Source organism: Paraburkholderia silvatlantica (assembly GCF_003096715.1).
Lineage (GTDB): Bacteria > Pseudomonadota > Gammaproteobacteria > Burkholderiales > Burkholderiaceae > Paraburkholderia > Paraburkholderia silvatlantica.
Genome location: NZ_QEOL01000029.1, coordinates 88014 through 113953 on the forward strand (window position 1 = coordinate 88014; position 25940 = coordinate 113953).

Genomic DNA, 25940 nt, shown 5'->3' on the forward strand with positions numbered 1-25940 from the left:
TGAGTTCGAGGTAATAACCGGGCGGTCACCATGCGACTCATCAATCGACATCCGAGCCGAATCGGCAGCATGATGCTTCTCCTGCTGCCGTTCGTCGTGATCTTTGCCGTGTATTTCACGGGCTCCGCGGCGCGGCTCAAGCTCAATCCCGATGACAAGCTGCTTCCGGGCGCGGCGCAAATGCGCGATGCCGTGAAGTCGGTCGCATTCACCGAAGACAAGCGCACGGGTGAATATCTGTTGTGGGACGACACCCTGTCGAGTTTGCGACGACTGGGTATCGGTCTCGTCGTGAGCGCGGTGATTGCGCTGGTGGCCGCTATCGCGACCGGCTCGTTTCCGCTCGCCAGCGCAACGCTCTCGCCATTCATCACCGTCGTCTCGATGGTGCCTCCGCTGGCGGTGCTGCCGATTCTTTTCATTGTCTTCGGGCTCGATGAGCTATCCAAGGTCGTGCTCATTGTTTTCGGCATTACGCCCATGATCATTCGGGACCTGCATGCCCGCGCCCGCGATATTCCCGTCGAGCTGTGGGTCAAGGCGCAAACCTTGGGGGCTACGAGCTGGACGGTGATTCTGCGCCTCGTTCTACCCCAGCTTCTGCCGCGCCTGCTGGTGGCGATGCGTCTCTCGCTCGGCGCTGCATGGCTGTTTCTCATTGCCGCTGAAGCGATCGCATCGACGGACGGTCTGGGCTATCGCATCTTCCTCGTGCGACGCTACCTCTCCATGGATCTGATTCTGCCGTATGTCGCCTGGATAACGCTGCTCGCGTGGCTCACCGACGAACTGCTTCGCCGGATCACGCAGTGGTCGTTCCCATGGTATGGCGGAGGTGGGCGATGATCGAAGTCCGCAATGTATGGAAAGAGTACGGCGGCCAGGTGGTGCTGGAGCGCTTGAATCTGACGATCCAGGAGGGCGAGTTCTGTTCCATGGTCGGCGCTTCCGGCTGCGGAAAGTCGACATTTCTGCGACTACTGCTGGGTCAGGAGCAAGTGACGCGCGGCGAGATCCTGCTGGACGGTCAACTGTTGCCCGGAGAACCGGATGCCCATCGTGGCGTGGTGTTTCAACGCTACTCGGTGTTCGAGCACCTTAGCGTATTGCGCAACGTGATGCTGGGACTGGAGCTTCCGAAGGCGAAGCTCACGGGCAGACTCTTCGGGGCGCGGCGGCGCGCCGCGCGAGACGAGGCAGCGGCAATGCTGGAGCGCGTGGGGCTCGGCGCGGCCTTGAACAAGTACCCGCAGCAGCTCTCCGGTGGCATGCAGCAACGCCTCGCCATCGCGCAGGCCTTGATTATGAAGCCGCGCGTCCTGCTGCTCGATGAGCCGTTCGGCGCACTCGACCCCGGTATCCGCAAGGACATGCATGCGCTGCTCTCGGACCTGTGGCGCGAAGCGAAGCTAACCATTTTCATGGTTACGCATGACCTGAAAGAGGGCTTCACGCTGGGAAGCCGTGTGCTGGTTTTCGACAAGGTACGCGTGGACCCCCAGGCGCCGGGCGCTTACGGAGCCCGTATCACCTACAACATTCCACTCGACCGCAGCCGCGAATCGGTGTCCGCGGTTCATCTGGCGCGCGCGGCGGTTCAAGGCGCGTCCAGCATCGAAGTGGTTTCATGAAGGGAATTCGAACATGAAGTTATTGCTTGAAGAAACCGTACCGGGCGGCGGCCATACCTCGCTCATCGTGAAGCGCGGGCAATCGTTGCGCGTGACCGACCTGCACGGTGGCGCCAACGTCGGCGTCATGATGGTCAATGCATCGGAGAAGAGCGAGCGACTGAACCTCCCGGATTCGCTGAAGTGCCAGCACACCGCAAAGCTCACGAAAGGTCACTGCCTGTACTCCGATATGGGGCGTGTTCTCGCTGCCATCGTCGACGACACGTGCGGGTGGCACGACAGCATCGGCGGCGTCTCGAATGCCGAGGAGGTTGCGGTGCGGTATGGTGCCGGCCGCTATCAGGAACTGCGCAACGCGTTCTACCGGAATGGCACGGACAATTTGCTCGTCGAGATGGGCAAGTGGGGGCTCGGGATCTCGGACCTGCTGATGACGCTCAACCTTTTCAGCCGCGTCGATGTCACCAGCGAAGGAGAACTCAATTTTGTGAGCAACAACTCGAAGGCTGGCGATTACGTTGAACTCTATGCGCCAATGAACACGCTCGTCGTGCTCACCGCGATTCAGCACCCGCTCGACCCGAACCCTGAGTATGCGCCCAAAGCGGTGAAACTCGAATTGAGCGAGGCGCAGCCCGGCGTGGCCGAAGTGTGCCGTACCGCATGCGAGGAAAACGTGCGCGGCTTTATCAACACAGAGCGATTCTTTCTTTGAGCGGAGGCTACTTCATGATGAGCACGCTTGTCGTCAGCGACAAACAGCCCGAGAGCGCGGTCTACCGCGAGACAGTTGCCGCGGGTGAGCCCTGGCTTCACGAAGTGAAGGCGGGCCAGACGCTGCGCATCGTCGATCTGGAGGGCAACCAGGCGGTCGATACGCTGTTCTACAGCCTCGCCGACCCGCGCGAGCGCTTCGACCCGCAACGCACGCTGCGTCGACAGAAGAGGCTCTACCTGACGGCCGGCTCGGTGCTGTACTCGAATCTCGGCAATCCCATGCTGACCGTCGTTGCCGATACCTGTGGACGCCACGATACGCTCGGCGGCGCCTGCGCACAGGAAAGCAATACCGTGCGCTATGCGCTGGAAAAGCGCTATATGCACAGCTGCCGCGATAACTTCCTGCGCGCTTGCGCACACGACGGCCGCCTCTCGAAGCAGGACATCGGCGCGAACGTCAACTTCTTCATGAACGTGCCCGTGACGGCGGAAGGAGGGCTCACTTTCGAAGACGGCATTTCCGCACCGGGAAAGTACGTCGAACTGCGTGCCGAGATGGACGTCATCGTGCTGATATCCAACTGCCCCCAGTTGAACAATCCGTGCAACGCCTACAACCCGACGCCAGCGGAGCTGCTGATATGGGACTGAAGCGTCTGCGCAGCTGGATCTCGTTGCTCATGCTCGTGCGCGCGGGACGTCATTTCACGCTCACGCGCGAAGCGCTGGCTCAGGCAGATTGCTGACGCGAATACGGCCGTGGACGACCGCGGCCCGCTTCTCCCACGGCGGGACGGCCCGCCCTGACTCACGATTCCTCCCATGTTCGAGAAGATTCTTATCGCCAATCGTGGCGCCATTGCGTGCCGGATTCTGAGAACGCTGCGCGAACTCGATGTCACCGGAGTCTCCGTTTTTGCGGAGGCGGATAGGGCGAGCCGTCATGTGAGCGAGGCGCCCATCGCGCACTGCCTGGGCGATGGCCCCGCCGCGGCGACCTATCTCGATACGGGCAAAATCCTTGAGATCGCTCGCCGCGAGGCCGTGCAGGCGATTCACCCCGGGTATGGATTCCTCTCCGAGAACGCGGCCTTTGGCGAAGCTTGCGAAGCGGCGGGGATTGCCTTCATCGGGCCCACGCCCGCGCAGCTGCGTGCCTTTGGCCTGAAGCATACGGCGCGTGAAATCGCGCAGAAGGAAGGCGTGCCGATGCTCAGGGGCACCGGATTGCTCGGCGACCTGATGGCGGGCCTGGAAGCGGCAGAAGGCATCGGCTATCCGGTGATGTTGAAGAGCACGGCCGGCGGCGGCGGGATCGGCATGCGGGTGTGCTGGAACGCAGCCGAACTCAGTGCGCATTTCGATGCCGTGAAGCGACTCGGTGAAAACAATTTCAGCGACCCCGGCGTTTTCCTCGAAAAGTACATCGAGCGGGCACGACATCTCGAAGTGCAGGTCTTCGGCGACGGCAAGGGCGATGCCATCGCACTCGGCGTGCGCGACTGCTCTGTGCAGCGGCGCAACCAGAAGGTGCTCGAGGAAACGCCCGCGCCGTGCTTGCCGGATGGAGTTTCCGAGGCACTTTGTGCGGCTGCCGTGAAGCTTGCGAAGGCAGTGGACTATCGTTCCGCCGGCACTGTCGAGTTTGTGTACGACAGCGCAGCGCAACAGTTCTACTTCCTCGAAGTCAACACGCGCCTGCAGGTGGAGCACGGCGTAACCGAACAGGTGTGGGGCGTCGACCTCGTGCGCTGGATGATCGAACTGGCAGTGGGCACGCTCGAGCCGTTGCAGCAACTCGCAGCGAACCTGACGCCGCGCGGCCATGCGATTCAGGCGCGGCTCTATGCAGAAGACCCCGGCCGGGACTTCAAGCCGAGCCCCGGTCTGTTGACCGACGTTGCATTCCCGCAAGCCGACGGTCGCGCGCTACGCATCGACACGTGGATTGAAGCCGGCTGCGAAGTGCCGCCGTACTTCGACCCCATGCTCGCCAAGGTGATCGCCTGGTCCCCGACTCGCGACGAGGCGCGCACCGCGCTCAAGGACGCGCTCGAAAACACGCGTATCTACGGCGTGGAAACGAACCGCGACTATCTGCGCCAGATCCTGGACGACGAGCCGTTTGCATCCGGCGAGCCATGGACCCGGTGTCTTGCGGGCCTCAAGTACCATGCCAGCGTGGTCGAAGTCGTCAGCGGCGGTACGCAGACGACGGTACAGGACTTCCCCGGCCGTCTGGGATACTGGGCGGTCGGCATTCCGCCTTCGGGGCCGACGGATGACCGCGCCATGCGGCTGGGCAACCGCCTGCTCGGCAACGGCCCCGATGCCGCTGCGCTCGAAATCACGATGAGCGGCCCGACACTGCGTTTCAATACGGACGCGGTCGTCGCCATCACGGGGGCAGAGATTCCGATATTGCTCGACGACGTCGAGCAACCGTTGAATACGAGCCTCTTTGTCCCGGCAGGCGCGACGTTGTCGCTCGGCGCCATTCGCGGTGCCGGCGCGCGCGCTTATCTGTGCGTACGCGGAGGTCTGGACGTCGGCGTGTATCTCGGCAGTCGTAGCACCTTCACGCTCGGTCAGTTCGGCGGCCATGGCGGCCGCGCAATACGCGCGGGCGACGTGCTTCACCTCTATGCGCTCGAGAATTCACAGGCTGGCAAGACGCTGAATGCCGTGCCGAAGCTCGAAGACATCCGGAACATCCGCGTGATTTATGGTCCGCATGGCGCGCCCGAATACTTCAGCTCTCGCTACATCGAACGCTTCCTCGCCACCGATTGGGAAGTTCACTTCAACTCGAGCCGTACCGGTGTGCGACTGATCGGGCCGAAGCCGGAATGGGCACGCGAGGACGGCGGCGAGGCCGGCCTGCACCCCTCGAATATTCACGACAATCCCTATGCGGTCGGCGCCATCGACTTCACCGGCGATATGCCGGTGATTCTCGGACCCGATGGGCCGAGCCTCGGCGGTTTCGTCTGCCCGGTGACCATCATCGAGGCCGATCTCTGGCACATCGGGCAACTGAAGGCCGGCGACAAAGTTCGCTTTGTTCCGGTGGAGGTGGAAGAAGCGCGCGAGGCCGCACGCCGGCGCGCCCGCGAACTGGAAAGTCTCGAGGTCGAGTCGAACGCGCCGATTCGGAGACGGTCGTCCCTGACATCGCCGATCGTGCTCGACATGGGTTCGGGCGGCGAGCGGCTTGTTGCGCGCGTGTCCGGCGACACGCATCTGCTGCTCGAGATTGGACCCGCCGAGCTGGACCTCGTCTCGCGCTTTCGCGGGCACGCGCTCATGCAGTCTCTCGAGGCCATGGCAGTTCCCGGCGTCATCGATCTGACACCTGGCATCCGTTCTCTCCAGATTCACTATCGACCGGAGAAACTGGCGCTCGCGCAACTGCTGGCTGTTGTAAGCCAGGCTTGGGAGCAGGTCTTGCTGAAAAAGGATCTGCGCGTGCCGTCGCGAGTCGTTCACATTCCGCTCTCCTGGGATGATCCGGCGTGTCAGCTCGCGATTGAAAAATACATGACCACGGTGCGCAAAGACGCGCCCTGGTGCCCGAGCAACCTGGAGTTCATTCGCCGGATCAACGACCTCGAGTCCATCGAGGCCGTAAAACAGATCGTTTTCGACGCGAGCTATCTCGTGATGGGCCTCGGTGACGTCTACCTCGGGGCGCCCGTTGCGACGCCGCTCGACCCGCGTCACCGCCTCGTGACGACCAAATACAACCCGGCCCGTACGTGGACCGCGGAGAACTCGGTCGGCATCGGCGGCGCGTATCTCTGCGTGTACGGCATGGAAGGGCCCGGCGGCTATCAATTCGTCGGCCGCACGCTGCAGATGTGGAATCGCTATCGCAAGGTCGCGGATTTCGCCGGGCAGCACTATTTGCTGCGCTTTTTCGACCAGATTCGCTTCTACGAAGTATCGGCGGACGAACTGCTACGCATCCGCGCCGATTTTCCGCTTGGGCGTTATCCGTTGACGATTGAAGAGTCCGAACTCTCGCTGGCGGATTATCAAGCGTTTCTTGAGAGCGAAGCTGCCAGCATCGGCACGTTCCGTTCGCGCCAGAAAGCTGCCTTCGAGGCCGAGCGCGAGCGTTGGCGCGAAGCGGGCAGCCCGGAAGAGGCAATCGAGGCGCCGGGCGCAGAGGACGCCCAACTGGCTCCCCTAAGCGACGGGCAGGTCGCCGTGGACTGTGAAATCGCCGGCAGCCTCTGGCAGGTGAAGGTGAAGACGGGAGACATCGTTGCCGCTGGCGACGTACTGCTCATTATCGAGTCGATGAAGATGGAAATCCCGGTGTTTGCCTCGTGTGCAGGTACCGTCGGTGAAATTTACGTGGTCCCTGGCTCGCCGGTGCGCGCAGGGCAGCGAGTCGCCGTCATTGAACGCCAATAGCTACAAGGACAGAAAATCATGCCGACATTCGATCTGCGACTTTCCACGCTCCGCAGCGCGTATCGCGATGGACGCCTCACGCCGCGCCAGCTCGTGGCTGAGCTGCTCGGAAAAGCGCGCGCGCTGAATCCGGAGTTCAACCTCTTCATTCATCTTCTGACCGAAAGCGAAGTCGCGCCGTACCTTGACTGGCTCGAGAAGCAAGACTTCGAGCGGCTGCCGTTGTATGGCGTGCCGTTCGCAATCAAGGACAACATCGACCTTGCAGGAGTCCAAACGACTGCTGCATGCCCCGACTTTGCGTACACGCCGAAGGAATCCGCGACTCTCGTCAGTCAACTGATTTCGCTTGGCGCGATCCCGCTTGGGAAGGCCAATCTGGACCAGTTTGCTACGGGTCTGAACGGCACGCGTTCGCCATATGGCAAATGCCGCAACAGTGTGCATCCTGACTATCCGTCGGGTGGTTCCAGCGCGGGTTCGTCGCTTGCCGTTGCATTAGGCGTGGCGAGTTTCGCGCTCGGAACCGACACGGCGGGGTCGGGCCGCGTGCCTGCCGGCCTGAACAATCTCATCGGACTCAAGCCGACCCGGGGCATCCTGTCGACGGCGGGAGTCGTCCCGGCCTGCCGCACGCTGGATTGCGTGACGTTTTTCACGGCCACGGCTGGCGAGGCGAGTGAGCTTCTCTCATTGACCGCGCAAACCGATGCTCGCGATGCATATAGCCGCAAAAACCCTCAGTGGAACTCGGCAAGCGCGTTCGGCAAGCCCGCGTCGTTCCGCTTCGGGGTTCCGGCGCGCCTTGAATTCGCGGGATGCGCTGAAAGTCCGGAACTGTTCGCAAGGGTGCGTGCGCGCCTGGAAGCAGCAGGCGGCGAGGCCGTGGAGATTGATTTCGAACCCTTTGTCGAGGCCGCGAATCTCCTTTATCAGGGCCCGTGGGTTGCCGAGCGTTACAGCGTGGCCGGCGCGTTGATGTCAGCGACGCCAGACGCTGTGCTGCCCGTCATTCGGGACGTGCTGGCCAAGGCGCCGGGTGCGACGGCGGTCGACCTGTTTCGCGCGCAATATCGCCTGCAGGCGTTGAAGGCAGCCTGTGACGCGGTGGTCGATTCATTGGACTTCGTGCTGACGCCGACTTATCCGCGCCCGGTGACGCTGGCCGAACTGGAAGCGGACCCCATTGGACCGAACTCATTGCTCGGTTACTACACGAACTTCATGAATCTGCTGGATTATGCGGCTGTCGCCGCGCCAGCAGCGTTCATGAAGAACGGACTCCCATGGGGCGTAACTGTCTTTGGCCGCGCGTTCACCGACCAATATCTGCTGGGTGTTGCCGATGTGTTGCAGACGGCGAGCGGCATCGCATGTGTCGGCGGCAGCCACCCGGAGCCTGCCGCGCGGCGCGTAGCGGCCAACGACCGGATTCGCGTCGCGGTGTGCGGTGCTCACATGCAGGGGCTGCCGCTGAACAAGGACCTGGTTTCGCGAGGCGCGCAGCGGATGCAGGTAACGCATACGGCAGCCCATTATCGGCTGGCCGCGCTGCCCGCTTCTGCGGATGGCACCCGACGCCCGGGATTGTGGCGAGTTGCTGAGAACGGCTCGACGATTGCGGTCGAAGTCTGGGAAATGCCGAGCGCTGAGCTGGGCTCGTTCATTGCCACCGTGCCGTCTCCGCTGGTGCTGGGGAAGGTCGAATTGTCGGACGGCTCCTGGGTGACCGGCTTCTTGTGCGAGCCCTATGGCGTGCTGTCGGGCACCGATATATCCGAATCTGGTGGATGGCGAGCGTGGCTCGCCAGCTAGCGCCGTCCCTCCGTCATGCGGCGAGCAGATCGACTCTTCCAGATCATGCAGATTCTGCGACGCGCAAAGCGTCCGGTGACCGCGCGCGTTCTGTCCGATGAGCTGGAGATCTCCGTGCGGACTGTTTATCGCGACATCGCCGATCTGATGGCCCAGCGCGTGCCCATTTCCGGTGAGGCAGGCATTGGTTACGTGCTCGACCGTTACTACGACATGCCTGCCCTCATGCTGACGCCAGATGAGTTGGAAGCCGCCGTGCTCGGCGCACAGTGGATCGCCCAGCGAAGCGATCCGGCGCTGGCAAGAGCCGCTCAAGATCTGCTCGCCAAGATAACGGCAGCGGTGCCGGACCCGTTGAGACCCTACATCGCGGAGCCGACAGTCAGCGCGCCGCCGCCGCAATCGTCGCTGGCCGACAGGTTGAACATCGCGCAGGTTCGCGAGTGAATTCGCGTGGGCCGCAAGCTTCGAATCCGTTACCGCGACGAACGCGGACGCGCGAGCGAACGCACCATATGGCCGCTGCTCATTGGTTATGCGGATGCTGTCCGACTGGGTGTTCCGGGCGCTACGTCGCGCCTGTCTCGCGTGCTGCGTGTGCCAACGCCAACGCGAGTCGTGCCCCGACCTCGGCGTTGTGTTTCACGAGCGCGATGTTCGTCGCCAGACTGCGTCCACCCGTCAATGCCTTGATGCGGGCGAGGAGGAAGGGCGTCACGGCCTTGCCTGTAATGCCTTGTGCCGCGGCCTCGGTAAGCGCCTGCTGAGTCAGCGCGTTGATCTCCGCGGACGGCATCGCCGACGCTTGCGGCACCGGTACGCTCAACACGACACCGCCCTTGAGGCCCAGGCCCCACTTGGTGCGGATGAAGCGCGCCTGGTCCGCTGCGTCGTCCAGCCGGAAGTCCGCGCAAAAGCCGCTGTCGCGCGTGTAGAACGCAGCGAAATTGTCCTGCTCGCAACTGAGCACCGGCACGCCGTGCGTTTCCAGATATTCCAGTGTGAGCCCGATGTCCAGGATGGATTTCGCACCGGCACAAACCACCGCCACCGAGGTCTTTGCCAATTCCTGCAGATCGGCCGAGATGTCAAAGGTTTCCTGCGCGCCCCGGTGCACGCCGCCAATGCCTCCAGTGACGAAGACCTCAATGCCGGCCAGCGCGGCACATATCATCGTGCCAGCCACCGTTGTGGCGCCGAGGCCGCCGCCGGCCAGCACGGCCGGCAGATCGCGGCGGCTAACCTTGCTGACATGGTCCGAGCGGCCAAGCAGCTCCAGCTCCTCGTCAGCGAGCCCGATGTGGATTCGCCCTCCGATCAGGGCGATCGTCGCGGGTTCGGCTCCCGCCATACGGATCAGGGCCTCCACTTCGCGCGCAGTGCGAATGTTTTCCGGATAGGGCATGCCGTGAGCGATGATGCTCGACTCCAGCGCGACAAGCGGCCGGCCGGCGGCCTTTGCAGCGGCCACAGACGCGCTGAATGTCAACCAGGAGTGTGCGAGGTCTGCAACCATGTCCTTGGGCCTTCGGATATCGTGGACTTTGAGTATGCAGCACGGGAGCGTTTCTCGGCGCATTGTTCACGGGAATCGAGCCGAGGCTTGCCGGCTCGTGCCGATCCTCGAATCGACAGAGACCGGGCAGCACGGAGGGTAAATTATTGGCAAGCTTCTTGCAGGTGAGTTTGCGTTTCAATTTCGTGGCCACCTTCACCGATTACAGATCAAACCTCGGGAAGTGCGTCGGATCTTTGCCTATCCTTTCAGTGTGAGAGTGGGCTGTTGCCAGCCTTGCGATTACGGGGGGAGGTATGCATGTTCGGACGGGTTTTGTCGGGTGCGTAGGCGGCACGCCGCTTATCAGGCTCGCGCGTCTCAGCGACGAAACCGGCTGCGAGATTCTCGGCAAGGCCGAATTCATGAACCCGGGTGGTTCGGTGAAGGACCGGGCCGCGCTGTCCATCATTCAGGACGCCGAGCGGCGTGGCGAACTCAAGCCCGGCGGCACGGTGGTGGAGGGAACCGCGGGCAATACCGGCATTGGCCTTGCCCATATTTGCGCGGCTCGCGGCTATCGCTGCGTTATCGTTATTCCGCAGACGCAGTCTCCCGCGAAAATGGAACTGTTGCGCGTCCTGGGTGCTGAAGTCCACCCAGTACCGGCCGCCCCATACAAGGACCCGAACAACTACCAGAAGATCGCTGGAAGGCTTGCGCAGGAACTGGACGACGCGATCTGGGCGAATCAGTTCGACAACCTTGCCAATCGCAGGGCTCACTACGAGACTACCGGCCCTGAAATCTGGCGCGATACCGCTGGCACGGTCGATGCGTTCGTCAGCGCCACCGGCACGGGCGGCACCCTGGCCGGCGTGGCCCGCTTCCTGAAGGAGAAGAACCGCGATGTGTGGATCGTTCTCGCCGACCCGCACGGCAGCGGTTTGTACAGCTACGTGAAGACGGGCGAGATTCACGCAGAAGGCAACTCGATTACCGAAGGGATCGGCTCCAGCCGCCTTACTGCGAACCTCGAGGGCACGCCGATCGATGACGCTTACCAGGTCGATGACCAGTCATGCGTCACAATGGTCTACCGGTTACTGCGAGAAGAAGGGCTCTATGTCGGCGGTTCGACAGGCATCAACGTCGCGGCTGCTGTCAGGCTTGCCCGGGAGATGGGGCCGGGGCATACGATCGTCACACTGCTGTGCGACGGCGGCGAGTTGTACCGATCCCGCCTATTCAATCTGGACTGGTTGAAACAAAGGGGGCTGTTCCCGGCGTAGACTGCCCGTCAAGTCTGACGTCACCCGGGTTCCCCCTTGTGTTTATCTTGTAAGGAGGTCAAATGAACACCAAGGACAAAGGCAACGTGCGCGCATTCGTGCAGACGGCCGAACAGATCGGCGGCTGGGTGTGGGTTATCTCGCTTGTCGACTTCGATGCGCGCGAAGTCCGGCGCTCGCTCGTAGCCGAAGAACCCTTCTCCACGGAGCGCGCGGCGAAAGATGCGGGCTACGCCCGTCTCGAAGCGCTCGCACACGACCAGTAGCTGCACAGGGAGAGTTCTCATGTCCGGTCCACGAGGTGCATCGGCGTTCGACGTATCCGTCGACGCTGGCAGTTATCGTGTCGCGCGTCCTGATAACCCGCAGCAGGTTATCGAACTACTGCGCGAACACAAGATTCAGATCGTCGACCTGAAATTCACTGATCTGCCCGGTCTTTGGCAGCACTTTTCCATCACCCTGCCCGAGGTGCACGAAGGCCTCTTTGCCAACGGTATCGGCTTCGACGGTTCATCGATTCGCGGATTTCAGGAAATTCAGGAATCCGACATGCTTCTCAAGCCGGATCCCACGACTGCATTCATCGATCCCGCGAGCGAAACGCCCACCCTCTCGATGATCTGCGACGTGATCGATCCCGTGCTGCATCAGCCGTACTCGCGCGATCCGCGCTACATCGCGAAGAAGGCCGAAGCATACTTGAAGCAGACCGGAATTGCGACAACGTGCTACTTCGGGCCCGAGCTCGAGTTCTTCATATTCGACTCGATCCGTTTTGGCCAGGATGCCCATTGCGGCTACTTTTATGTTGAATCCGCCGAAGGGGACTGGAATTCGGGTCGCGACGAAGGAGCGTATGGCGGGGGCAACCTCGGTTACAAGCCTCGCTTCAAGGAAGGGTATTTTCCGGCGCCGCCACATGACACATTGCAGGACATCCGCTCGACGATCGTGTTGTTGCTTCAGCAGGCCGGTGTGCAGGTGGAAGTGCATCACCACGAGGTGGCGACAGCGGGACAGAACGAAATCGACATGCGGTTTTCCACCCTTACGCGCATGGCCGACAATGTCATGATCTACAAGTACATCTGCAAGAACGTCGCGCGCCGGCACGGCAAGGTGGCGACCTTTATGCCGAAGCCGCTTTTCGCCGACAATGCGAGCGGCATGCACTGCCACCAGAGCCTGTGGAAGGACGACGATAACCTGTTCTACGATGCGCACGGCTGGGCGCTCACGTCCGCCATGTGTCGATGGTATATTGGCGGCCTGCTCAAGCATGCGCCGGCGCTGATGGCGTTCTGCGCGCCGACCACGAACTCCTACAAGCGTCTCGTGCCCGGATATGAAGCACCGGTGAATCTGGCAATGTCACAACGCAACCGCTCGGCGGCCGCGCGCATTCCGATGTACTCCGATTCGCCGAACGCGCGGCGCGTCGAGTTTCGGTGTCCCGATCCGTCGGCCAATGCGTACCTCGCCTTCTCGGCAATGCTGATGGCCGGGCTCGACGGCATCGAAAACAGGACAGACCCAGGCGATCCGCTCGATGTCAATATTTACGACCTGCCGCCCGAGAAAGCGAAGGACGTCCGTCAGGTGCCGGGTTCGCTCGATGAATCGCTGAATGCGCTCGAGGCAGACAACGAGTTCCTGCGCCGAGGCGATGTCTTCACGGAAGATGTCATCGACACGTGGCTTGAGTACAAGCGCAAGCGTGAGATCGACGCGATCAGGCTGCGCCCGCATCCGTGGGAGTTCTATTTGTACTTCGACGTCTGATCATCCGTGCACACAGGTGTGATCCGCATGCGAAGAAGGATGGACGCAATAACTATAATGAACCGGTCAGCGCCCGCCTCGCGTGACGCGTTTTGGACTGCGGGGCAGTGGGGGTGCTGCTTCATCCCCTTTTGCGCGAGGCAGATCATGCAACGCACTGATGCGATCCTCAAGCAGGTAATGGCGGCGTTCGAACACGAATCGCACCTGAAGCTCCACAATTCCCCCGTCCATATCAGCCGCAATAGCGCTGCCTTGACTGTTGCAGGCGAAGTGCCGGACGTTACGTCCAAGAAGCGGCTGATTCAGTTGACCCGGACTTACAGCGACGGCGAACCCCTCATTGACGAGTTGCGCGTCAGCGCTGAGCCGCCGATTGGCGACGGCGAGTTGCGCACGCGGGTCTGCGAAAGGATTTTACAGACGATGGAGTTCCGCAACTGCGTGGTATGTGCGCGCGTGAAAGACCAGCTCGAAATGCTGCGCGGCACCATGGACGAAGCCGGCGAGGAGGGTGGGGGCGTTGTGGAGGTAACCGTGGAAGGTGGCGTCGTGACGCTGACGGGCCAGGTGATGAGCCTGTCGCATCGACGGCTCGCCAGTGTGATCGCGTGGTGGGTCGGCGGGTGCCGGGACGTTGGGAATCTGCTGGAGTTGGTGTCGGCCGAAGCGGATGGAGACGAAGAGATTCACGAGGCCATGGCTCTCGTGCTCGAATCCGATCCGCGCGTTCACGCTGGACAAATCACGATCAACGTGGAGAGGAACCGGATTACGCTCGCCGGCTGTGTGGCGACTGAAGCCGAGAGGCGCCAGGCAGAGATGGACGCGTGGTGTCTGGACACGACAGGAGGTGTGGTCAACCGGATCGAGGTGCGAGCGTGAGCGTATCCAGTCTGCGATGCCCGGCATCTTGTGACCGACATCGCGAAAATCATCGCTCTCGCGCAGCAAGCATCCGGGTCCGCAGGACGCTGTGCACGCTGACCTGTCTGGCGGCATCCTGCCTGCTGTGTGCGAGGCTGTCAGCCCAGGAATCCGACGACGCCGCCCGCCTGCGGGTCACATACCAGAGCATGAAACTGCTGCTCGACCATAACTCGTTTCATCGGCGGTTGTATCTCGATTCCCAGGAATCTCCATCCACCGTTACGGGCGAAATCTACGCTGTAATGGACCACCCGTTCGCAACCGTGAGCGCCGCTCTCGGTGATCCGTCAAAAGGCGCGACTAACTGGTGCGACGTATTGTTTTTGCATCCCAACGTCAAGTACTGCAATGTTTCCGGCAGTAACAACGGCAACGTCCTGACCGTGAACATCAGCCAGAAGGAAGCCCCAGAAGAACTTGGGTCTACTTATCGCTTGCGTTTCGCGTATGACGCGCCGATCACCGGTCCAGGATATTTTCACGTAACGCTCCACGCGGACAGTGGCCCGCTTGACACCCGCAATTATCGGATCGCCCTCGAAGCGGCATCGCTCGATAGCGGGCATACATTCCTGCATCTGACCTACGCATACAGTTACGGCACGATAGGGCGTCTTGCAATCAAAGGCTATCTGTCGACTTTCGGCAGCGGAAAGGTCGGTTTCACTAACGTCGCGGATGCGTCCGCGGAGCAGCCGGAATACGTCGATGGTATGCGCGGTCTCGTGGAGCGCAACACCATGCGCTACTACCTGGCCATCGATGCCTGGCTGGGCGAGCCGCCGGGCAAGCCCGACACGCGCCTAGAGCAACGCCTGAGCAACTGGTTTAGCGCCAGTGAGCAATATCCGCGGCAGCTTCACGAAATCGATCGGCAGCAGTATATGGAGATGAAACAGCAGGAATACCGGCGCCAGCAGACGGAGCCATAACCAGGAAACCAGATATCAAAGGAGGCGTTGACGTTCCCCATCACTCCCGCGCCAGGCGTCGCTGCGAAGTGCGTTGATTTGCATCAAATGCCCGTGACCGCTCCACGGCAGCATGAAAACGAATCTCCCACATCGATCGTGAGGTCCGCCATGACTGCTGGAGACACGCCCTTTCCCTTCGCGAGGATCCTCGTCGCTGTGGATTCCACGCCCGCGGCGTCGGCAGCGCTAAGTTACCTGCGCAGTCTCCTGTGTCCGGGCGCCACAGTGCGCATGGTGGCCGTGGCCGAGAACCCGCGCACGCTGGTGCCGTTGGGGGCCTGGGCCGGGGCGCAGCTCCAGGCGGCAAGGGACGAACTGCGGCTTGATGCAGAGGCAGCGATAAAAACTGCGCGATCCAGACTGGATGGCTGCGGCGCGAAACTCGAGGAACAGATCATCGACCTTTGCAGGGTAGGGGGTGACCTTGTCCACGCGCTCGCCGAAGCGATATCGCATTGGTCGCCCGATCTGGTTGTCCTCGGGGCGCGTCATCATCGAGCCCTGTTGCGCTGGGTGGAGGGAGAGATATCCGCGCCGCTCACGCGGCTGCTTCACGCGCCGATCCTGATCGTCCCGTTCGAATATGAAGGTGGGCTGGACGGCCCTCCTTCGCGGATTCTGTTCGCGACCGACGGTAGCAACGCGTCCCTGAACGCTTTGCGTGCGGGTGCCAGGCTCGCGGCGTCGTGCTCGGACTGGCGCGTCATTTACGTCGTTGATCGGCTGCTTGCACCTGGGACTGGGCCTTTCGAGCAACAGTACGAAGACTCGCTGATGAAGATCGGCCAGGTCGCCCTCAAGGCGGCAGGCGACGAACTTGCCGCGTACGAACAGCAAAATGAACGGGCAGTGGAGACGGCGCTGATCAGGACTGGTGGCACGTATGACGACGTGCCGCATGCGATTGACCGCGAAGCGCGGCACTGGAAGGCGCAGCTTGTCGTCCTCGGAACACACGGGCGGCGCGGTCTTACGCGTTGGCTGCTTGGCAGCGTCGCTGAACGGACGCTGCGATTGACGTCGGTTCCGCTTTTGCTCGTGCCACCGGCCGGTAGTTAGCCCGTCAGGGGGCAGACGTGCATACCCGAGCCCAATTCCTGCGCCCATGTCGTCATCGTGTTGCTGATCAATCTCATGTTGCTCGGACTCGCGTACGTGCTCATGAAGCTCGACTGGAAACGGCTCCTCGAAAAGCGAAAACTGAAGTGGCGGCGGCCCGTAGGACATTCCGACCGCAACGACGCAGGCCCAGTCGGTTCCTGACCTGGTGACATCGAGCAGATAGCAGGAGGCAGCTCGCCGGAGCAATCACTCTATTTACTGATAATCTATTTATAGATATATTATCTATGTGTGAATTGAGTGAGTGCGCAATGGACCCAAGCCACCCCATCATCGACCTGGCGACCATGCAGGCCGCCGCGGCAAACGCGTGCGCACTGCTCAAGGTGCTCGCCAATCCCGACCGCCTGCTGCTGATGTGCCGCCTCTCCCAGGGGGGGCTGTCTGTGGGAGAACTCGAGGACGAGCTTGCCATCCGGCAGCCGACCCTGTCCCAGCAGTTGGGGCTGCTCCGTGAAAACGGCCTGGTGGCAACGCGTCGCGAGGGCAAGAACATCTTTTATTCGGTGGCGAGTCCGCAAGCGCTCGCCGTCATGGCGGTCCTTTATCAGCAGTTCTGCGCGAATCCTTCCGGGGACGAATCATGTTGATTGACTTCACGCATTTCACGCCAGGTCTCTCATTGACCGGCGGACTCATCATCGGCCTCGCGGCCGCAGGACTCGTGCTGTTCAACGGTCGCATCGCCGGTATCAGCGGCATCTTCGGTGGCCTGTTGAGCCTGCCGCGCAATGACAGCGGCTGGCGCATTGCCTTCGTCGCAGGCCTCGTCATCGCCCCTGTCATTGCAGGCCTGCTCGGCAGGCCCGCAATTGCGGATATTGAGGCGAACTGGGGTGTCGTCCTGGTTGCAGGCTTTCTGGTGGGGATCGGCACTCGCTACGCCAGCGGCTGTACGAGTGGCCACGGCGTGTGTGGCCTCTCACGCGGGTCGCTGCGTTCGCTCGTTGCCACGCTGACCTTCATGGCGGCGGGATTCATGACTGTTTTTGTTCAACGCCACCTGATTGGAGGCTGACATGGCGATCCTCACCGCACTGCTTTCGGGGCTGGTTTTCGGCGTTGGACTGATGGTTTCCGGCATGAGCAACCCGGCCAAGGTGCTCGGTTTCCTCGATATCGCCGGCAGTTGGGACCCGTCCCTCGCGTTCGTGATGGTGGGCGCCATCGTCGTGGCCTCGCTCGCATTCTTCGTCGCGAGACGCCGCCCGCGCTCGCTACTGGGCTTGCCCATGCAGCTTCCGGCAAGCGCGACGATTACGCCAAGGCTTGTCCTCGGCAGCGCCGCCTTTGGTATCGGCTGGGGCCTGGCGGGGTTTTGCCCGGGGCCCGCGCTGGTCGCGCTGGGTGCGGGCTATCCGAAGGCCATTGGATTTGTGGCAGCCATGGTGGCGGGCATGGTCGTCTTCGAACTCGTCGAACGGACGAAATCGGGCATGCAGCGGGCGTAAGCAACGTCCACGGCAACGGGCCGCGGCGGGTCACGGCGGGTGCCGCATGCATGCAAAAAGGTGCCCCCGGCTCACGCGATGACGGCCTTGGCGAGCATGCCGAGGGCCACACATACGAGGATGGCCGCAAACCCGGCCTGGACATGATGAGCGGCCAGGCGATGCGATACGAGGCGTCCACCTAGCATCCCCGCGGCGGTAGCGGTGCTGAACCACAAGACGACGTCGAACGGAAATGCCGTACCGTGCATCGCCGTCGCCAGCACACCGCCACTGCCAACCAGTGCAATCACCATCAACGACGTTGCCACGATGCCGTGCATCGATACATCGGTCAGCTTGCGCATCAACGGCACGATGATGAATCCACCGCCCACGCCGAGCAGCCCCGTCATCAGGCCGGTAAGCGACCCGGTCGCCGCCAGTGCCATTGCAGTGGGCCACGACCAGTCGAACCGGCCCGTCGCCGGATTGATATGAGCGACGCAAAGCGGCGACGCCTGTTGTGCCGGTGCCTTGCGCCTGAGCGTTTGATGAAGGAGCCGGAAGGCAACGAAAAGCATGACACAGGCGAACAAGCCCAGCAGCAGCCTCTGAGGCAGGGCGCGTGCGAGATGCGCCCCCGCTGCCGTGGCGGGAACCCCGAGCGCGGCCATCAGCAGGGCGGCACGATAGCGGACCAGGCGTTTGCGGAACGCCTCGAGCGCGCCCACTGCCGCGCTGCCCGCGACGGCGACAAGCGCGACTGGCGTCGCCTGCTGCATGGGCCATCCCATTCCAAACACGAGCGCGGGTACGGCGAGGATGCCGCCACCGGCGCCCGTGAGTCCAAGAATGGCGCCGACTACGGCGCCGAGAAAAAGCGAGACCAGCATCGATCACCTCGTGGAACGGCAAGTGCACGAATATCAGTCAGTCACCTGGGGTTGCACGAACCACTCCCGTCCCTTGAGCATGCCTCGCCAGTAAAGCGGCGGCAGGATGCGCTCCTTGAGCAGCCAGGCAAGACCGGACGGCTTCTTCCCGTCGATGATCCATGAGGGGAAGGTCGGTGCGACCTTGCCGCCGTAAAGAAACTCGGCGAGCACGATCTTCCCGCGCTCGACCGTGAGCGGGCAGGAACCGTAACCGTCATAGGTCGCCGCTCCGCGCGTTACACCCAGGGCAGCCAGCACGTTGTGCGCGACGACCGGCGCCTGCTTGCGCGCCGCGGCGGCGGTTTTCGCGTTCGGCGTACTGGTCGCGTCGCCCAGCCCGAAGACGTTTTCGTAGGCCTTGTGGCGCAAGCTAGCCTGATCGACGTCGACCCAGCCGCCGGCATCGGCCAGCGGGCTGACACGGATGAAATCGGGCGCCTTCTGCGGCGGCACGACGTGGAGCAGGTCGAAACCGGTCTCGAATGTTTCGCTGCCGCCGCCCGGGAGTGCTCGCGCGAAGGTCGCTCGCCGCGCTTCGCCGTTCACGGCCGTCAGGTTGAAGCCGAAGTTGAGATCGATGCCGTAGGACTCCACGTACTTCATGAGTGCGGGCACATAGTCGGCGACACCGAAGAGCGCCGCGCCGGCGTTGTAAAACTCGACGTTGATCTGGTTGAGCCTGCCGGCGCGGCGCCAGTGATCGGACGAGAGATACATGGCCTTCTGTGGTGCGCCCGCGCATTTGATCGGCATGGGCGGTTGCGTGAACAGCGCGCGCCCTCCCTTGAGCTGCTGCACCAGTTGCCAGGTGTAGGGCGCAAGGTCGTAGCGATAGTTGGAGGTCACGCCATTGCGGCCCAGTGTCTGCGGCAGTCCTTCGATGGCGTTCCAGTCCAGCTTCAGGCCGGGGCAGACAACGAGCTGCCGGTATTTCACGACGCGGCAGCCTTCCAGGATCACGGCGTTATCGGTGGGCTCGAACGCTGCCACCGCCGCCTTGATCCAGCGCACGTTGCGCGGCAGGACGCTGCCCATCGGGCGCGCTGTCGTTTCGGGACGGAATACGCCGGCGCCGACCATCGTCCAGCCGGGCTGGTAGTAGTGCACGTCGGCGGGATCGATGATGGCAATGTCAAGACCGGGAGCGCGGGCAAGCAGGCTCGAAGCGGTGGCGACGCCAGCCGCTCCGGCGCCGACGATCACGACGTCGTGTTGTTCCTCCGCGGATTGGTGCGGCGAGCCGATGCGGCGCGTGAGCCCGCTCAGGTCGACCCCGGCGCGTTTGCCTGCCGCAAGGATCTCGACGAGCGACATGGCCGGCGTGCTGGCGAGCGCCCAGAGAGTCGCTGAGCGCATTCCGCTGCGGCAGTAGGCGAGCAGGGGACGCGGCAGGGTGTCCAGATAGCCGCGAAACCGTTCGGCATCCTGATCGCTTACCTTGCCCGATTCCACCGGAAGGTAATGCGCTTCGATATCGAGTTCCCGCGCGGCCCGCTCGATTTCGGTGAACGTGGGTTGATCTGCACCTTCGCCGTCGGGACGGTTGCAGATGATTGCCCGAAAGCCCATCTCGCGCAGTGCGGCGAGATCGGGCACGCGGATCTGAGGGGAAACGGAGAACGTATTCGTGAGCTTTTTGAGTTCCATGCTTGCCTCTTGCATTTTCATTTACTACTGCGATCACTCAAAGAACGTTGATCGGGATCTTGATGTATGAAACGCCATTGCTCTCCGGCTCTGGCAGGCGGCCGGCACGCATGTTGACCTGCACCGACGGCAGGATGAGAGCGGGCATGTCGAGCGTGGCGTCGCGGGCCGTGCGCATGGCGACGAACGACGCCTCGTCGATGCCGTCGTGCACGTGGACGTTGGCTTCGCGTTCTTGCGCCACGGTGCTTTCGAATTTCACGGCGCGACCGCCTGGCTGATAGTCGTGGCACATGTACAGGCGCGTCTCGGGCGGCAGGCTGAGGACCCGGCGGATCGACCGGTAGAGCGTCGCCGCGTCGCCACCGGGAAAGTCGCAGCGGGCGGTTCCGTAGTCGGGCATGAATAGCGTGTCGCCGACGAAGGCCGCCTGCTGGGTGCCGTCGCTGACCACATAGGTCACGCATGCCGGCGTATGGCCTGGCGTATGCATCACGCGGACCTCCAGATCGCCCACGTGAAACGCGTCGCCATCGGCAAAAAGGCGATCGAACTGCGAGCCGTCGGTGCGCAAGTCCGGACCCGCATTGAACAGCTTGCCGAACACGCCCTGTACCCGCGTGACCTCGCCTCCGATGGCGACCTTGCCTCCGAGCCTTTCCTTCAGATACGGCGCAGCGGAAAGGTGATCGGCGTGGACATGGGTTTCAAGCAGCCAGTCCACTCGTGCGCCCAGCGATTCGACGCGGCTCGCGAGCCGGTCTGGCGTGACAGTGCCCGTGCGACCCGATTTCGGGTCGTAGTCAAGCACGGAGTCGATCAGCGCGCAGCGTCGTGTTCCGATATCCAGCAGCAGGTAGCTCACGGTCCATGTGGCGGGATCGAAGAACCCTTCGACGGAAAATCTGCAGGCAGGCATTGTGGTGATTCCTCGCAAATGACGGACGCTCGGTCCTGGCGAGGAAAGACAACCCAATAATCGTGCCAGCCTTGCTAGCCGCGGCGCTGTCGATTGTTAAATCCATGATCTACATTCGTTTTTCGGTGCCTGGCGAGCGGCGGGGGGCGGGCGTCTCGTGCACATGTGTGCGATGCGAATGACAGCGGGACTGCCAAATGGCAGTCAGTGGCATAATTGGCAGTCTGGAAATATCGGCTGCAAGAGCCGGGACCGACGATCATGACTTTGCCTGACCTGACACCGACGGGTTCGCCGTTGCCGGACATGGCGCCGGATGTCGGTGCGCTGGTGTCGTACCTGGAGTACGACCCGCTGCCCGCTATCGTGCTCGATCCGCAATACCAGATCCTGGCCGCTAACCGGGCATATCAGCGGCAATTTGGGGGGGAGGGGCAGGCGCACGTCGGCCGCCGGTGCTATCAGGTTTCTCACCATTACGACGTGCCCTGCGATCAGGCAGGCGAGCACTGCCCAATGAAGCGTGCGACCGAGAGTCGCGGCGCGGACCGCGTGCTGCATATTCATCACACACCGCGCGGCCCGGAACACGTGGACGTCGAGTTGCGGCCGATTATCGATACCCGCGGCGAGATCATCGCGTACGTCGAGCGACTGGCGACAGTTCGGGGCGCATCGGCACGACCCAGCGCGGAAGGCCTGGTCGGTCGCGCGCCGGCGTTCAACGAGGCGATCTCCGCCCTGCAGCGCGTCGCGCCGTCGACGTTGCCGGTACTGCTGCTCGGCGAGTCCGGTACGGGCAAGGAACTGTTCGCCCATGCGCTTCACGAAGCGAGCGACCGGGCGCAACGGCCGTTCGTTGTCGTCGACTGCTCGGGCATTACCGAAACGCTCTTCGAAAGCGAATTGTTCGGGTTCGAGAAGGGGGCGTTCACGGGCGCCACCAGTCGAAAGCCTGGGCTGGTTGAAACCGCCCAGGGCGGTACGCTGTTTCTCGATGAGATTGGCGATGTTCCTCTATCGATCCAGGTGAAGCTGTTGCGTCTCATCGAAACCGGCACCTTCAGGCGCGTCGGCGGCACCGAGATCCAGCGTGCCGATTTCCGGCTCGTCGCCGCCACACACAAGCCGCTCGAGCAGATGATCCCGGCGGGCCAGTTTCGCGCCGACCTCTACTTCCGGATCAGTGCTTTCCCCATTCATTTGCCCGCGGTGCGTGAGCGCGTGGAAGATATTGCGCTTCTGGCCGACTCCATTCTGGCGCGCATTGCCTCGGCGGGACACGGTTCGCCTCGCAAAGCCCTGATATCGCCGGACGCACTTGCACTGCTGCGTGCGTATTCATGGCCGGGCAACATCCGCGAACTGCGCAACGTGCTCGAGCGGGCAAGCCTCCTCGCCGACGACGGTGTCATTCGGCCCGGCCATTTGCCGGAGTCGCTGAGGCGCGAAACCATGGCGTCGCCCGAAGCGTTGCCCGCGACGGCTTTCGTTCTGCCTCGCAAGGTGTCGGACGCGGAATTGGCGCGCGCTGCCGTGGAATCGGGCGGCAAGCGCAGTGAACTCGCGGCCCGGCTGGGGATGAGCGAGCGCACGCTGTACCGCCGGCTCAAGGCGCTCACGGACGCTGGCAAAGTCTGACGCCTGGTTGGCCACAAAGGCCGCGTACGCGGCACGCGTCTGCAGACCCCAGCCCGGTCGAACTCGAGTCCAGACGTCAATTCCAGGCGCGCCGCCCGCAACTATCGGGTGGGCTGATGAATGAGATCGCAAATTGCGAGTTTTTCTATTTGCCGCTCATTTATACGATATCCATTGTCCACACAGAGTTTGTGCCGTTGCACCGCAAGCGCATCTGGAGAAGCAATGGAACATCAGCCCCGCACGCAGAACGAAAAGCTCGAGGTCAAGACCACGACATGCTACATGTGCGCGTGCCGCTGCGGCATACGCGTGCACCTTCGCGACGGCGAGGTTCGTTATATCGACGGCAATCCCGAGCATCCGCTCAATCAGGGTGTGATCTGCGCAAAAGGCTCGTCGGGCATCATGAAGCAGTATTCGCCGGCGCGCCTCACGCAGCCTTTGCTGCGCAAACCGGGCGCCCTGCGCGGCACCGCACAGTTCGAGCCGGTCTCCTGGGAAGCCGCGTTCGACATGCTGGAAAAGCGCCTTGCGCATTTGCGCGCGACCGACCCGAGGCAATTCGCGCTCTTCACTGGCCGCGACCAGATGCAGGCGCTGACGGGCTTGTTCGCCAAACAGTTCGGCACCCCGAACTATGCGGCGCACGGCGGCTTCTGCTCGGCGAACATGGCGGCCGGCATGATCTACACGATGGGCGGCTCGTTCTGGGAGTTCGGCGGACCGGACCTCGACCGCGCCAGGCTGTTCTTCATGATCGGCACCGCGGAGGACCATCACTCGAACCCCCTGAAGATCGCGATTTCGAAGTTCAAGCGCGCGGGCGGGCGCTTCATCGCCATCAATCCGATCCGCACGGGCTACGCGGCAATTGCCGATGAATGGGTGCCGATCCGTCCCGGCACGGACGGCGCGCTGTTCATGGCGCTCATGCGTGAGTTGATCGAAGGTAACGCGTATGACCGCGAGTTCGTCGAGCGTTATACGAATGCGGGCGAACTGCTCGATATGCGCGCCGACAGCGATACGTACGGCCTGTTCGTGCAGGACCCGGCGGTCGACGCGCGCAACCCCCTCTTTCCGCAGAATCACATGTGGTGGGACGCCGCGAGCCAGCGCGAAGTGCCGCATCACGCGCCGGGCGTGCGTCCCGCGCTGGAAGGGCGTTATACGCTCGCGGACGGCACGCCCGTCGCCCCATCGTTCGAGTTGCTGCGCGAGCAGGTTGCCGGCTGCACGCCGGAGTGGGCGGCGCAGATCACCGGCATTCCCGCAGCCACGATCCACCGGCTGGCGCAGGAAATGGCCGATGTCGCGCGCGATCAAAAGGTCACGTTGCCGATTCAGTGGACCGACGCCTGGGGCGAGACGCACGAAACCGTGACGGGAGCGCCCATCGCATTTCACGCCATGCGCGGGCTTGCCGCTCACTCGAACGGCTTTCAGTCGATACGCGGGCTCGCCGTGCTGATGTCGCTGCTCGGCACCATCGACCGGCCTGGCGGCTTTCGGCACAAGTCGCCTTATCCGCGCGCCGTGCCGCCCTCGGCGAAGCCGCCCAACAGCCCCGACGACGTGAAGCCGAACACGCCGCTCGCGAACGGTCCGCTGGGCTGGCCCGCCGCGCCCGAAGATCTGTTCGTCGACGCCAACGGCGCTCCCGTGCGCATCGACAAGGCGTTTTCGTGGGAGTACCCGCTTGCCGTGCATGGTTTGATGCACAGCGTCATTACGAACGCGTGGCGGGGCGATCCGTATCCCATCGATACGCTGTTGATCTTCATGGCCAACATGGCGTGGAATTCGTCGATGAACACGGTGGAAGTCCGCAAGATGCTGGCGGACAAGCACGAGAACGGCGAGTACAAGATTCCGTTCATCGTGGTGTGCGATGCGTTTCAGTCGGAGATGACGGCATTCGCCGACCTGATTCTGCCCGACACGACCTACCTCGAACGCTACGACGCGATGTCGATGCTCGACCGGCCCATTTCCGAATTCGACGGTCCGGTGGACTCCGTGCGCGTGCCCGTCGTCCCGCCGACGGGCGAATGCAAGCCGTTCCAGGAAGTGCTCGTCGAGCTGGCAAGCCGCCTGAAACTGCCGGCTTTCACGACGCCCGAAGGCACGCGCAAATACCGCGACTATCCGGACTTCATCATCAATCACCAGACGGCGCCCGGCTCGGGCGTGGGCTTCCTGATCGGCTGGCGCGGCAAGGACGGCGACAAGGCGCTGGTTGGCGAACCGAACCCGCGGCAGTGGGAGGAGTACGCGAAGCACAACTGCGTTTACCACTACACGCTGCCCGAGTCGCTGCAGTACATGCGCAACTGCAACGGGCCTTATCTGCAGTTCGCCGTCGAAAAGGGCTTTCGCAAGTTCAACGAGCCGATCGTCATCGCGCTTTACTCGGACGTGATGCAGAAGTTCCGGCTCGCCGCGCAGGGCAAGACAAAGGGCCGGCAGCCGCCCGAACATCTGCGCGCGCGCATCGAGCAGTATTTCGACCCGCTGCCGTTCTGGCATCCGCCGCTCGAGCACGACGCGACCGATCACGCGCAGTATCCGCTCGCGGCCGTCACGCAGCGTCCCATGGCGATGTACCACTCGTGGGACTCACAGAACGCCTGGCTGCGGCAGATTCATGGCGAGAACTATCTGTACATGAATCCGCGCACGGCGGCGGCGCAGGGCATCGAGGACGGCGGCTGGATCTACGTGGAGTCGCAATGGGGCAAGGTGCGCTGTCTGGCGCGCTACAGCGAAGCCGTCGAGCCGGGCACGGTCTGGACATGGAACGCCATCGGCAAGTCGGCGGGTGCCTGGAATCTCGGACCCGACGCCAACGAGTCGCAGCGCGGCTTCCTGCTGAACCACCTGATCGCCGACGAGATTCCCGTCAAGCGTGCCGATCATGCGCGCACGTCGAACTCCGATCCGGTCACGGGGCAAGCCGCGTGGTACGACGTGCGCGTGCGCATCTATCCGGCGGAGACTCACGCCGACCATACGCTGCCGCAGTTTGCCCCCATGCCCGCGCTGCCCGGCGCCGTCGGCACGGACGGCGCGGGGGCGGGGGGGCTCATCCATCGCGTCGTGCAGACGTATTTCGCCGGGCGCGGCGAGTTTGCCGCGCGTCTTGCCAAAGCCGCGCAACGCAAGTGAAACGG

General features: G+C 62.8%; 22 protein-coding genes. 18 read left to right on the forward strand and 4 right to left on the reverse strand.

Features of this window, described 5'->3' with window-relative positions; all coding sequences use genetic code 11:
* Nucleotides 1-30 precede the first annotated feature (30 nt).
* From C7411_RS30820 to C7411_RS37680, 7 genes are all read left to right on the forward strand, one after another.
* Nucleotides 31-846: an ABC transporter permease gene (locus tag C7411_RS30820; protein ID WP_110387750.1), complete on the forward strand. Its 816-nt coding sequence runs from the start codon at nucleotides 31-33 to the stop codon at nucleotides 844-846.
* Nucleotides 843-1631: an ABC transporter ATP-binding protein gene (locus C7411_RS30825; RefSeq protein ID WP_110387751.1), complete on the forward strand. Its 789-nt coding sequence runs from the start codon at nucleotides 843-845 to the stop codon at nucleotides 1629-1631. Before C7411_RS30820 ends, C7411_RS30825 begins: the two co-directional genes overlap by 4 nt.
* Nucleotides 1632-1644: 13 nt before the next feature.
* Nucleotides 1645-2349, forward strand: a complete 705-nt coding sequence (locus C7411_RS30830; RefSeq protein WP_110387752.1) for an urea amidolyase associated protein UAAP1 — start codon at nucleotides 1645-1647, stop codon at nucleotides 2347-2349.
* 14 nt (nucleotides 2350-2363) lie between these two features.
* Entirely contained in the window at nucleotides 2364-3005 is a 642-nt protein-coding gene (locus tag C7411_RS30835; RefSeq protein ID WP_110387753.1) for an urea amidolyase associated protein UAAP2, read from the forward strand.
* Nucleotides 3006-3176: 171 nt separating this feature from the next.
* On the forward strand, nucleotides 3177-6776 hold the full coding sequence (gene uca / locus C7411_RS30840; RefSeq protein ID WP_110387754.1) for an urea carboxylase: 3600 nt from the start codon (nucleotides 3177-3179) through the stop codon (nucleotides 6774-6776).
* Between the two features lie 18 nt (nucleotides 6777-6794).
* Nucleotides 6795-8591, forward strand: coding sequence for an allophanate hydrolase (gene atzF / locus C7411_RS30845; protein ID WP_110387755.1), 1797 nt, complete (start codon nucleotides 6795-6797; stop codon nucleotides 8589-8591).
* Between the two features lie 15 nt (nucleotides 8592-8606).
* Nucleotides 8607-9038, forward strand: a complete 432-nt coding sequence (locus C7411_RS37680) for a helix-turn-helix transcriptional regulator (protein ID WP_258365449.1) — start codon at nucleotides 8607-8609, stop codon at nucleotides 9036-9038.
* Between the two features lie 121 nt (nucleotides 9039-9159).
* Here the strand turns inward: C7411_RS37680 and C7411_RS30855 are convergent, their stop codons facing one another.
* The gene (locus C7411_RS30855) at nucleotides 9160-10107 is read right to left on the reverse strand and encodes a pseudouridine-5'-phosphate glycosidase (protein WP_110387756.1); all 948 of its coding nucleotides are present in this window, start codon (nucleotides 10105-10107) and stop codon (nucleotides 9160-9162) included.
* Nucleotides 10108-10403: 296 nt separating this feature from the next.
* Here C7411_RS30855 and C7411_RS30860 point away from each other — a divergent pair, with 296 nt between their 5' ends.
* The 9 genes from C7411_RS30860 to C7411_RS30900 all read left to right on the forward strand — a co-directional run bounded on the left by C7411_RS30860 (nucleotide 10404) and on the right by C7411_RS30900 (nucleotide 17640).
* On the forward strand, nucleotides 10404-11378 hold the full coding sequence (locus C7411_RS30860; protein WP_110387757.1) for a cysteine synthase A: 975 nt from the start codon (nucleotides 10404-10406) through the stop codon (nucleotides 11376-11378).
* A 62-nt stretch (nucleotides 11379-11440) separates the two neighbouring features.
* Nucleotides 11441-11644 carry a hypothetical protein gene (locus tag C7411_RS30865; protein ID WP_110387758.1) on the forward strand — a complete coding sequence of 68 codons (204 nt, stop codon included), beginning with the start codon at nucleotides 11441-11443 and terminating at the stop codon, nucleotides 11642-11644.
* A 19-nt stretch (nucleotides 11645-11663) separates the two neighbouring features.
* Entirely contained in the window at nucleotides 11664-13163 is a 1500-nt protein-coding gene (gene glnA / locus C7411_RS30870; protein ID WP_110387759.1) for a type I glutamate--ammonia ligase, read from the forward strand.
* Between the two features lie 147 nt (nucleotides 13164-13310).
* On the forward strand, nucleotides 13311-14048 hold the full coding sequence (locus C7411_RS30875) for a BON domain-containing protein (protein WP_110387783.1): 738 nt from the start codon (nucleotides 13311-13313) through the stop codon (nucleotides 14046-14048).
* Between the two features lie 98 nt (nucleotides 14049-14146).
* Entirely contained in the window at nucleotides 14147-15025 is an 879-nt protein-coding gene (locus C7411_RS30880) for a hypothetical protein (protein ID WP_110387784.1), read from the forward strand.
* Between the two features lie 150 nt (nucleotides 15026-15175).
* Entirely contained in the window at nucleotides 15176-16126 is a 951-nt protein-coding gene (locus tag C7411_RS30885) for a universal stress protein (RefSeq protein WP_110387760.1), read from the forward strand.
* Between the two features lie 314 nt (nucleotides 16127-16440).
* On the forward strand, nucleotides 16441-16779 hold the full coding sequence (locus tag C7411_RS30890) for an ArsR/SmtB family transcription factor (RefSeq protein ID WP_110387761.1): 339 nt from the start codon (nucleotides 16441-16443) through the stop codon (nucleotides 16777-16779).
* The gene (locus C7411_RS30895) at nucleotides 16773-17207 is read left to right on the forward strand and encodes a YeeE/YedE family protein (protein WP_110387762.1); all 435 of its coding nucleotides are present in this window, start codon (nucleotides 16773-16775) and stop codon (nucleotides 17205-17207) included. The genes C7411_RS30890 and C7411_RS30895 overlap by 7 nt, the downstream gene beginning before the upstream one ends.
* Nucleotide 17208: 1 nt before the next feature.
* Complete coding sequence (locus tag C7411_RS30900) at nucleotides 17209-17640, forward strand: YeeE/YedE family protein (RefSeq protein ID WP_110387763.1); 432 nt, start codon at nucleotides 17209-17211, stop codon at nucleotides 17638-17640.
* Nucleotides 17641-17711: 71 nt separating this feature from the next.
* On the opposite strand, the gene C7411_RS30905 is transcribed toward C7411_RS30900, so the two are convergent.
* Genes C7411_RS30905 through C7411_RS30915 form a run of 3 tightly spaced genes read right to left on the reverse strand, consistent with a single transcriptional unit; the run spans nucleotide 17712 to nucleotide 21123 of the window.
* Nucleotides 17712-18515: a sulfite exporter TauE/SafE family protein gene (locus tag C7411_RS30905; protein ID WP_110387764.1), complete on the reverse strand. Its 804-nt coding sequence runs from the start codon at nucleotides 18513-18515 to the stop codon at nucleotides 17712-17714.
* A gap of 33 nt (nucleotides 18516-18548) precedes the next feature.
* Nucleotides 18549-20204: a bifunctional protein tyrosine phosphatase family protein/NAD(P)/FAD-dependent oxidoreductase gene (locus C7411_RS30910; RefSeq protein WP_110387765.1), complete on the reverse strand. Its 1656-nt coding sequence runs from the start codon at nucleotides 20202-20204 to the stop codon at nucleotides 18549-18551.
* Between the two features lie 37 nt (nucleotides 20205-20241).
* Nucleotides 20242-21123, reverse strand: coding sequence for an MBL fold metallo-hydrolase (locus tag C7411_RS30915; RefSeq protein ID WP_110387766.1), 882 nt, complete (start codon nucleotides 21121-21123; stop codon nucleotides 20242-20244).
* 306 nt (nucleotides 21124-21429) lie between these two features.
* Between C7411_RS30915 and C7411_RS30920 the strand changes: the two genes are divergently transcribed.
* Both C7411_RS30920 and C7411_RS30925 read left to right on the forward strand, forming a co-directional pair.
* A complete protein-coding gene (locus C7411_RS30920; protein WP_220025060.1) occupies nucleotides 21430-22764 on the forward strand; it encodes a sigma-54 interaction domain-containing protein in 1335 nt (444 codons plus the stop codon).
* Nucleotides 22765-22989: 225 nt separating this feature from the next.
* A complete protein-coding gene (locus tag C7411_RS30925) occupies nucleotides 22990-25935 on the forward strand; it encodes a molybdopterin oxidoreductase family protein (protein ID WP_110387768.1) in 2946 nt (981 codons plus the stop codon).
* The last annotated feature ends 5 nt before the right edge of the window (nucleotides 25936-25940 follow it).

Bases quoted from the DNA above. Each gene is read 5' to 3' on its own strand.
- C7411_RS30820 (WP_110387750.1), top strand. From the start codon at position 31: ATGCGACTCATCAATCGACATCCGAGCCGAATCGGCAGCATGATGCTT.
- C7411_RS30825 (WP_110387751.1), top strand. From the start codon at position 843: ATGATCGAAGTCCGCAATGTATGGAAAGAGTACGGCGGCCAGGTGGTG.
- C7411_RS30830 (WP_110387752.1), top strand. From the start codon at position 1,645: ATGAAGTTATTGCTTGAAGAAACCGTACCGGGCGGCGGCCATACCTCG.
- C7411_RS30835 (WP_110387753.1), top strand. From the start codon at position 2,364: ATGATGAGCACGCTTGTCGTCAGCGACAAACAGCCCGAGAGCGCGGTC.
- uca (WP_110387754.1), top strand. From the start codon at position 3,177: ATGTTCGAGAAGATTCTTATCGCCAATCGTGGCGCCATTGCGTGCCGG.
- atzF (WP_110387755.1), top strand. From the start codon at position 6,795: ATGCCGACATTCGATCTGCGACTTTCCACGCTCCGCAGCGCGTATCGC.
- C7411_RS37680 (WP_258365449.1), top strand. From the start codon at position 8,607: ATGCGGCGAGCAGATCGACTCTTCCAGATCATGCAGATTCTGCGACGC.
- C7411_RS30855 (WP_110387756.1), bottom strand. From the start codon at position 10,107: ATGGTTGCAGACCTCGCACACTCCTGGTTGACATTCAGCGCGTCTGTG.
- C7411_RS30860 (WP_110387757.1), top strand. From the start codon at position 10,404: ATGCATGTTCGGACGGGTTTTGTCGGGTGCGTAGGCGGCACGCCGCTT.
- C7411_RS30865 (WP_110387758.1), top strand. From the start codon at position 11,441: ATGAACACCAAGGACAAAGGCAACGTGCGCGCATTCGTGCAGACGGCC.
- glnA (WP_110387759.1), top strand. From the start codon at position 11,664: ATGTCCGGTCCACGAGGTGCATCGGCGTTCGACGTATCCGTCGACGCT.
- C7411_RS30875 (WP_110387783.1), top strand. From the start codon at position 13,311: ATGCAACGCACTGATGCGATCCTCAAGCAGGTAATGGCGGCGTTCGAA.
- C7411_RS30885 (WP_110387760.1), top strand. From the start codon at position 15,176: ATGACTGCTGGAGACACGCCCTTTCCCTTCGCGAGGATCCTCGTCGCT.
- C7411_RS30890 (WP_110387761.1), top strand. From the start codon at position 16,441: ATGGACCCAAGCCACCCCATCATCGACCTGGCGACCATGCAGGCCGCC.
- C7411_RS30895 (WP_110387762.1), top strand. From the start codon at position 16,773: ATGTTGATTGACTTCACGCATTTCACGCCAGGTCTCTCATTGACCGGC.
- C7411_RS30900 (WP_110387763.1), top strand. From the start codon at position 17,209: ATGGCGATCCTCACCGCACTGCTTTCGGGGCTGGTTTTCGGCGTTGGA.
- C7411_RS30905 (WP_110387764.1), bottom strand. From the start codon at position 18,515: ATGCTGGTCTCGCTTTTTCTCGGCGCCGTAGTCGGCGCCATTCTTGGA.
- C7411_RS30910 (WP_110387765.1), bottom strand. From the start codon at position 20,204: ATGGAACTCAAAAAGCTCACGAATACGTTCTCCGTTTCCCCTCAGATC.
- C7411_RS30915 (WP_110387766.1), bottom strand. From the start codon at position 21,123: ATGCCTGCCTGCAGATTTTCCGTCGAAGGGTTCTTCGATCCCGCCACA.
- C7411_RS30920 (WP_220025060.1), top strand. From the start codon at position 21,430: ATGGCGCCGGATGTCGGTGCGCTGGTGTCGTACCTGGAGTACGACCCG.
- C7411_RS30925 (WP_110387768.1), top strand. From the start codon at position 22,990: ATGGAACATCAGCCCCGCACGCAGAACGAAAAGCTCGAGGTCAAGACC.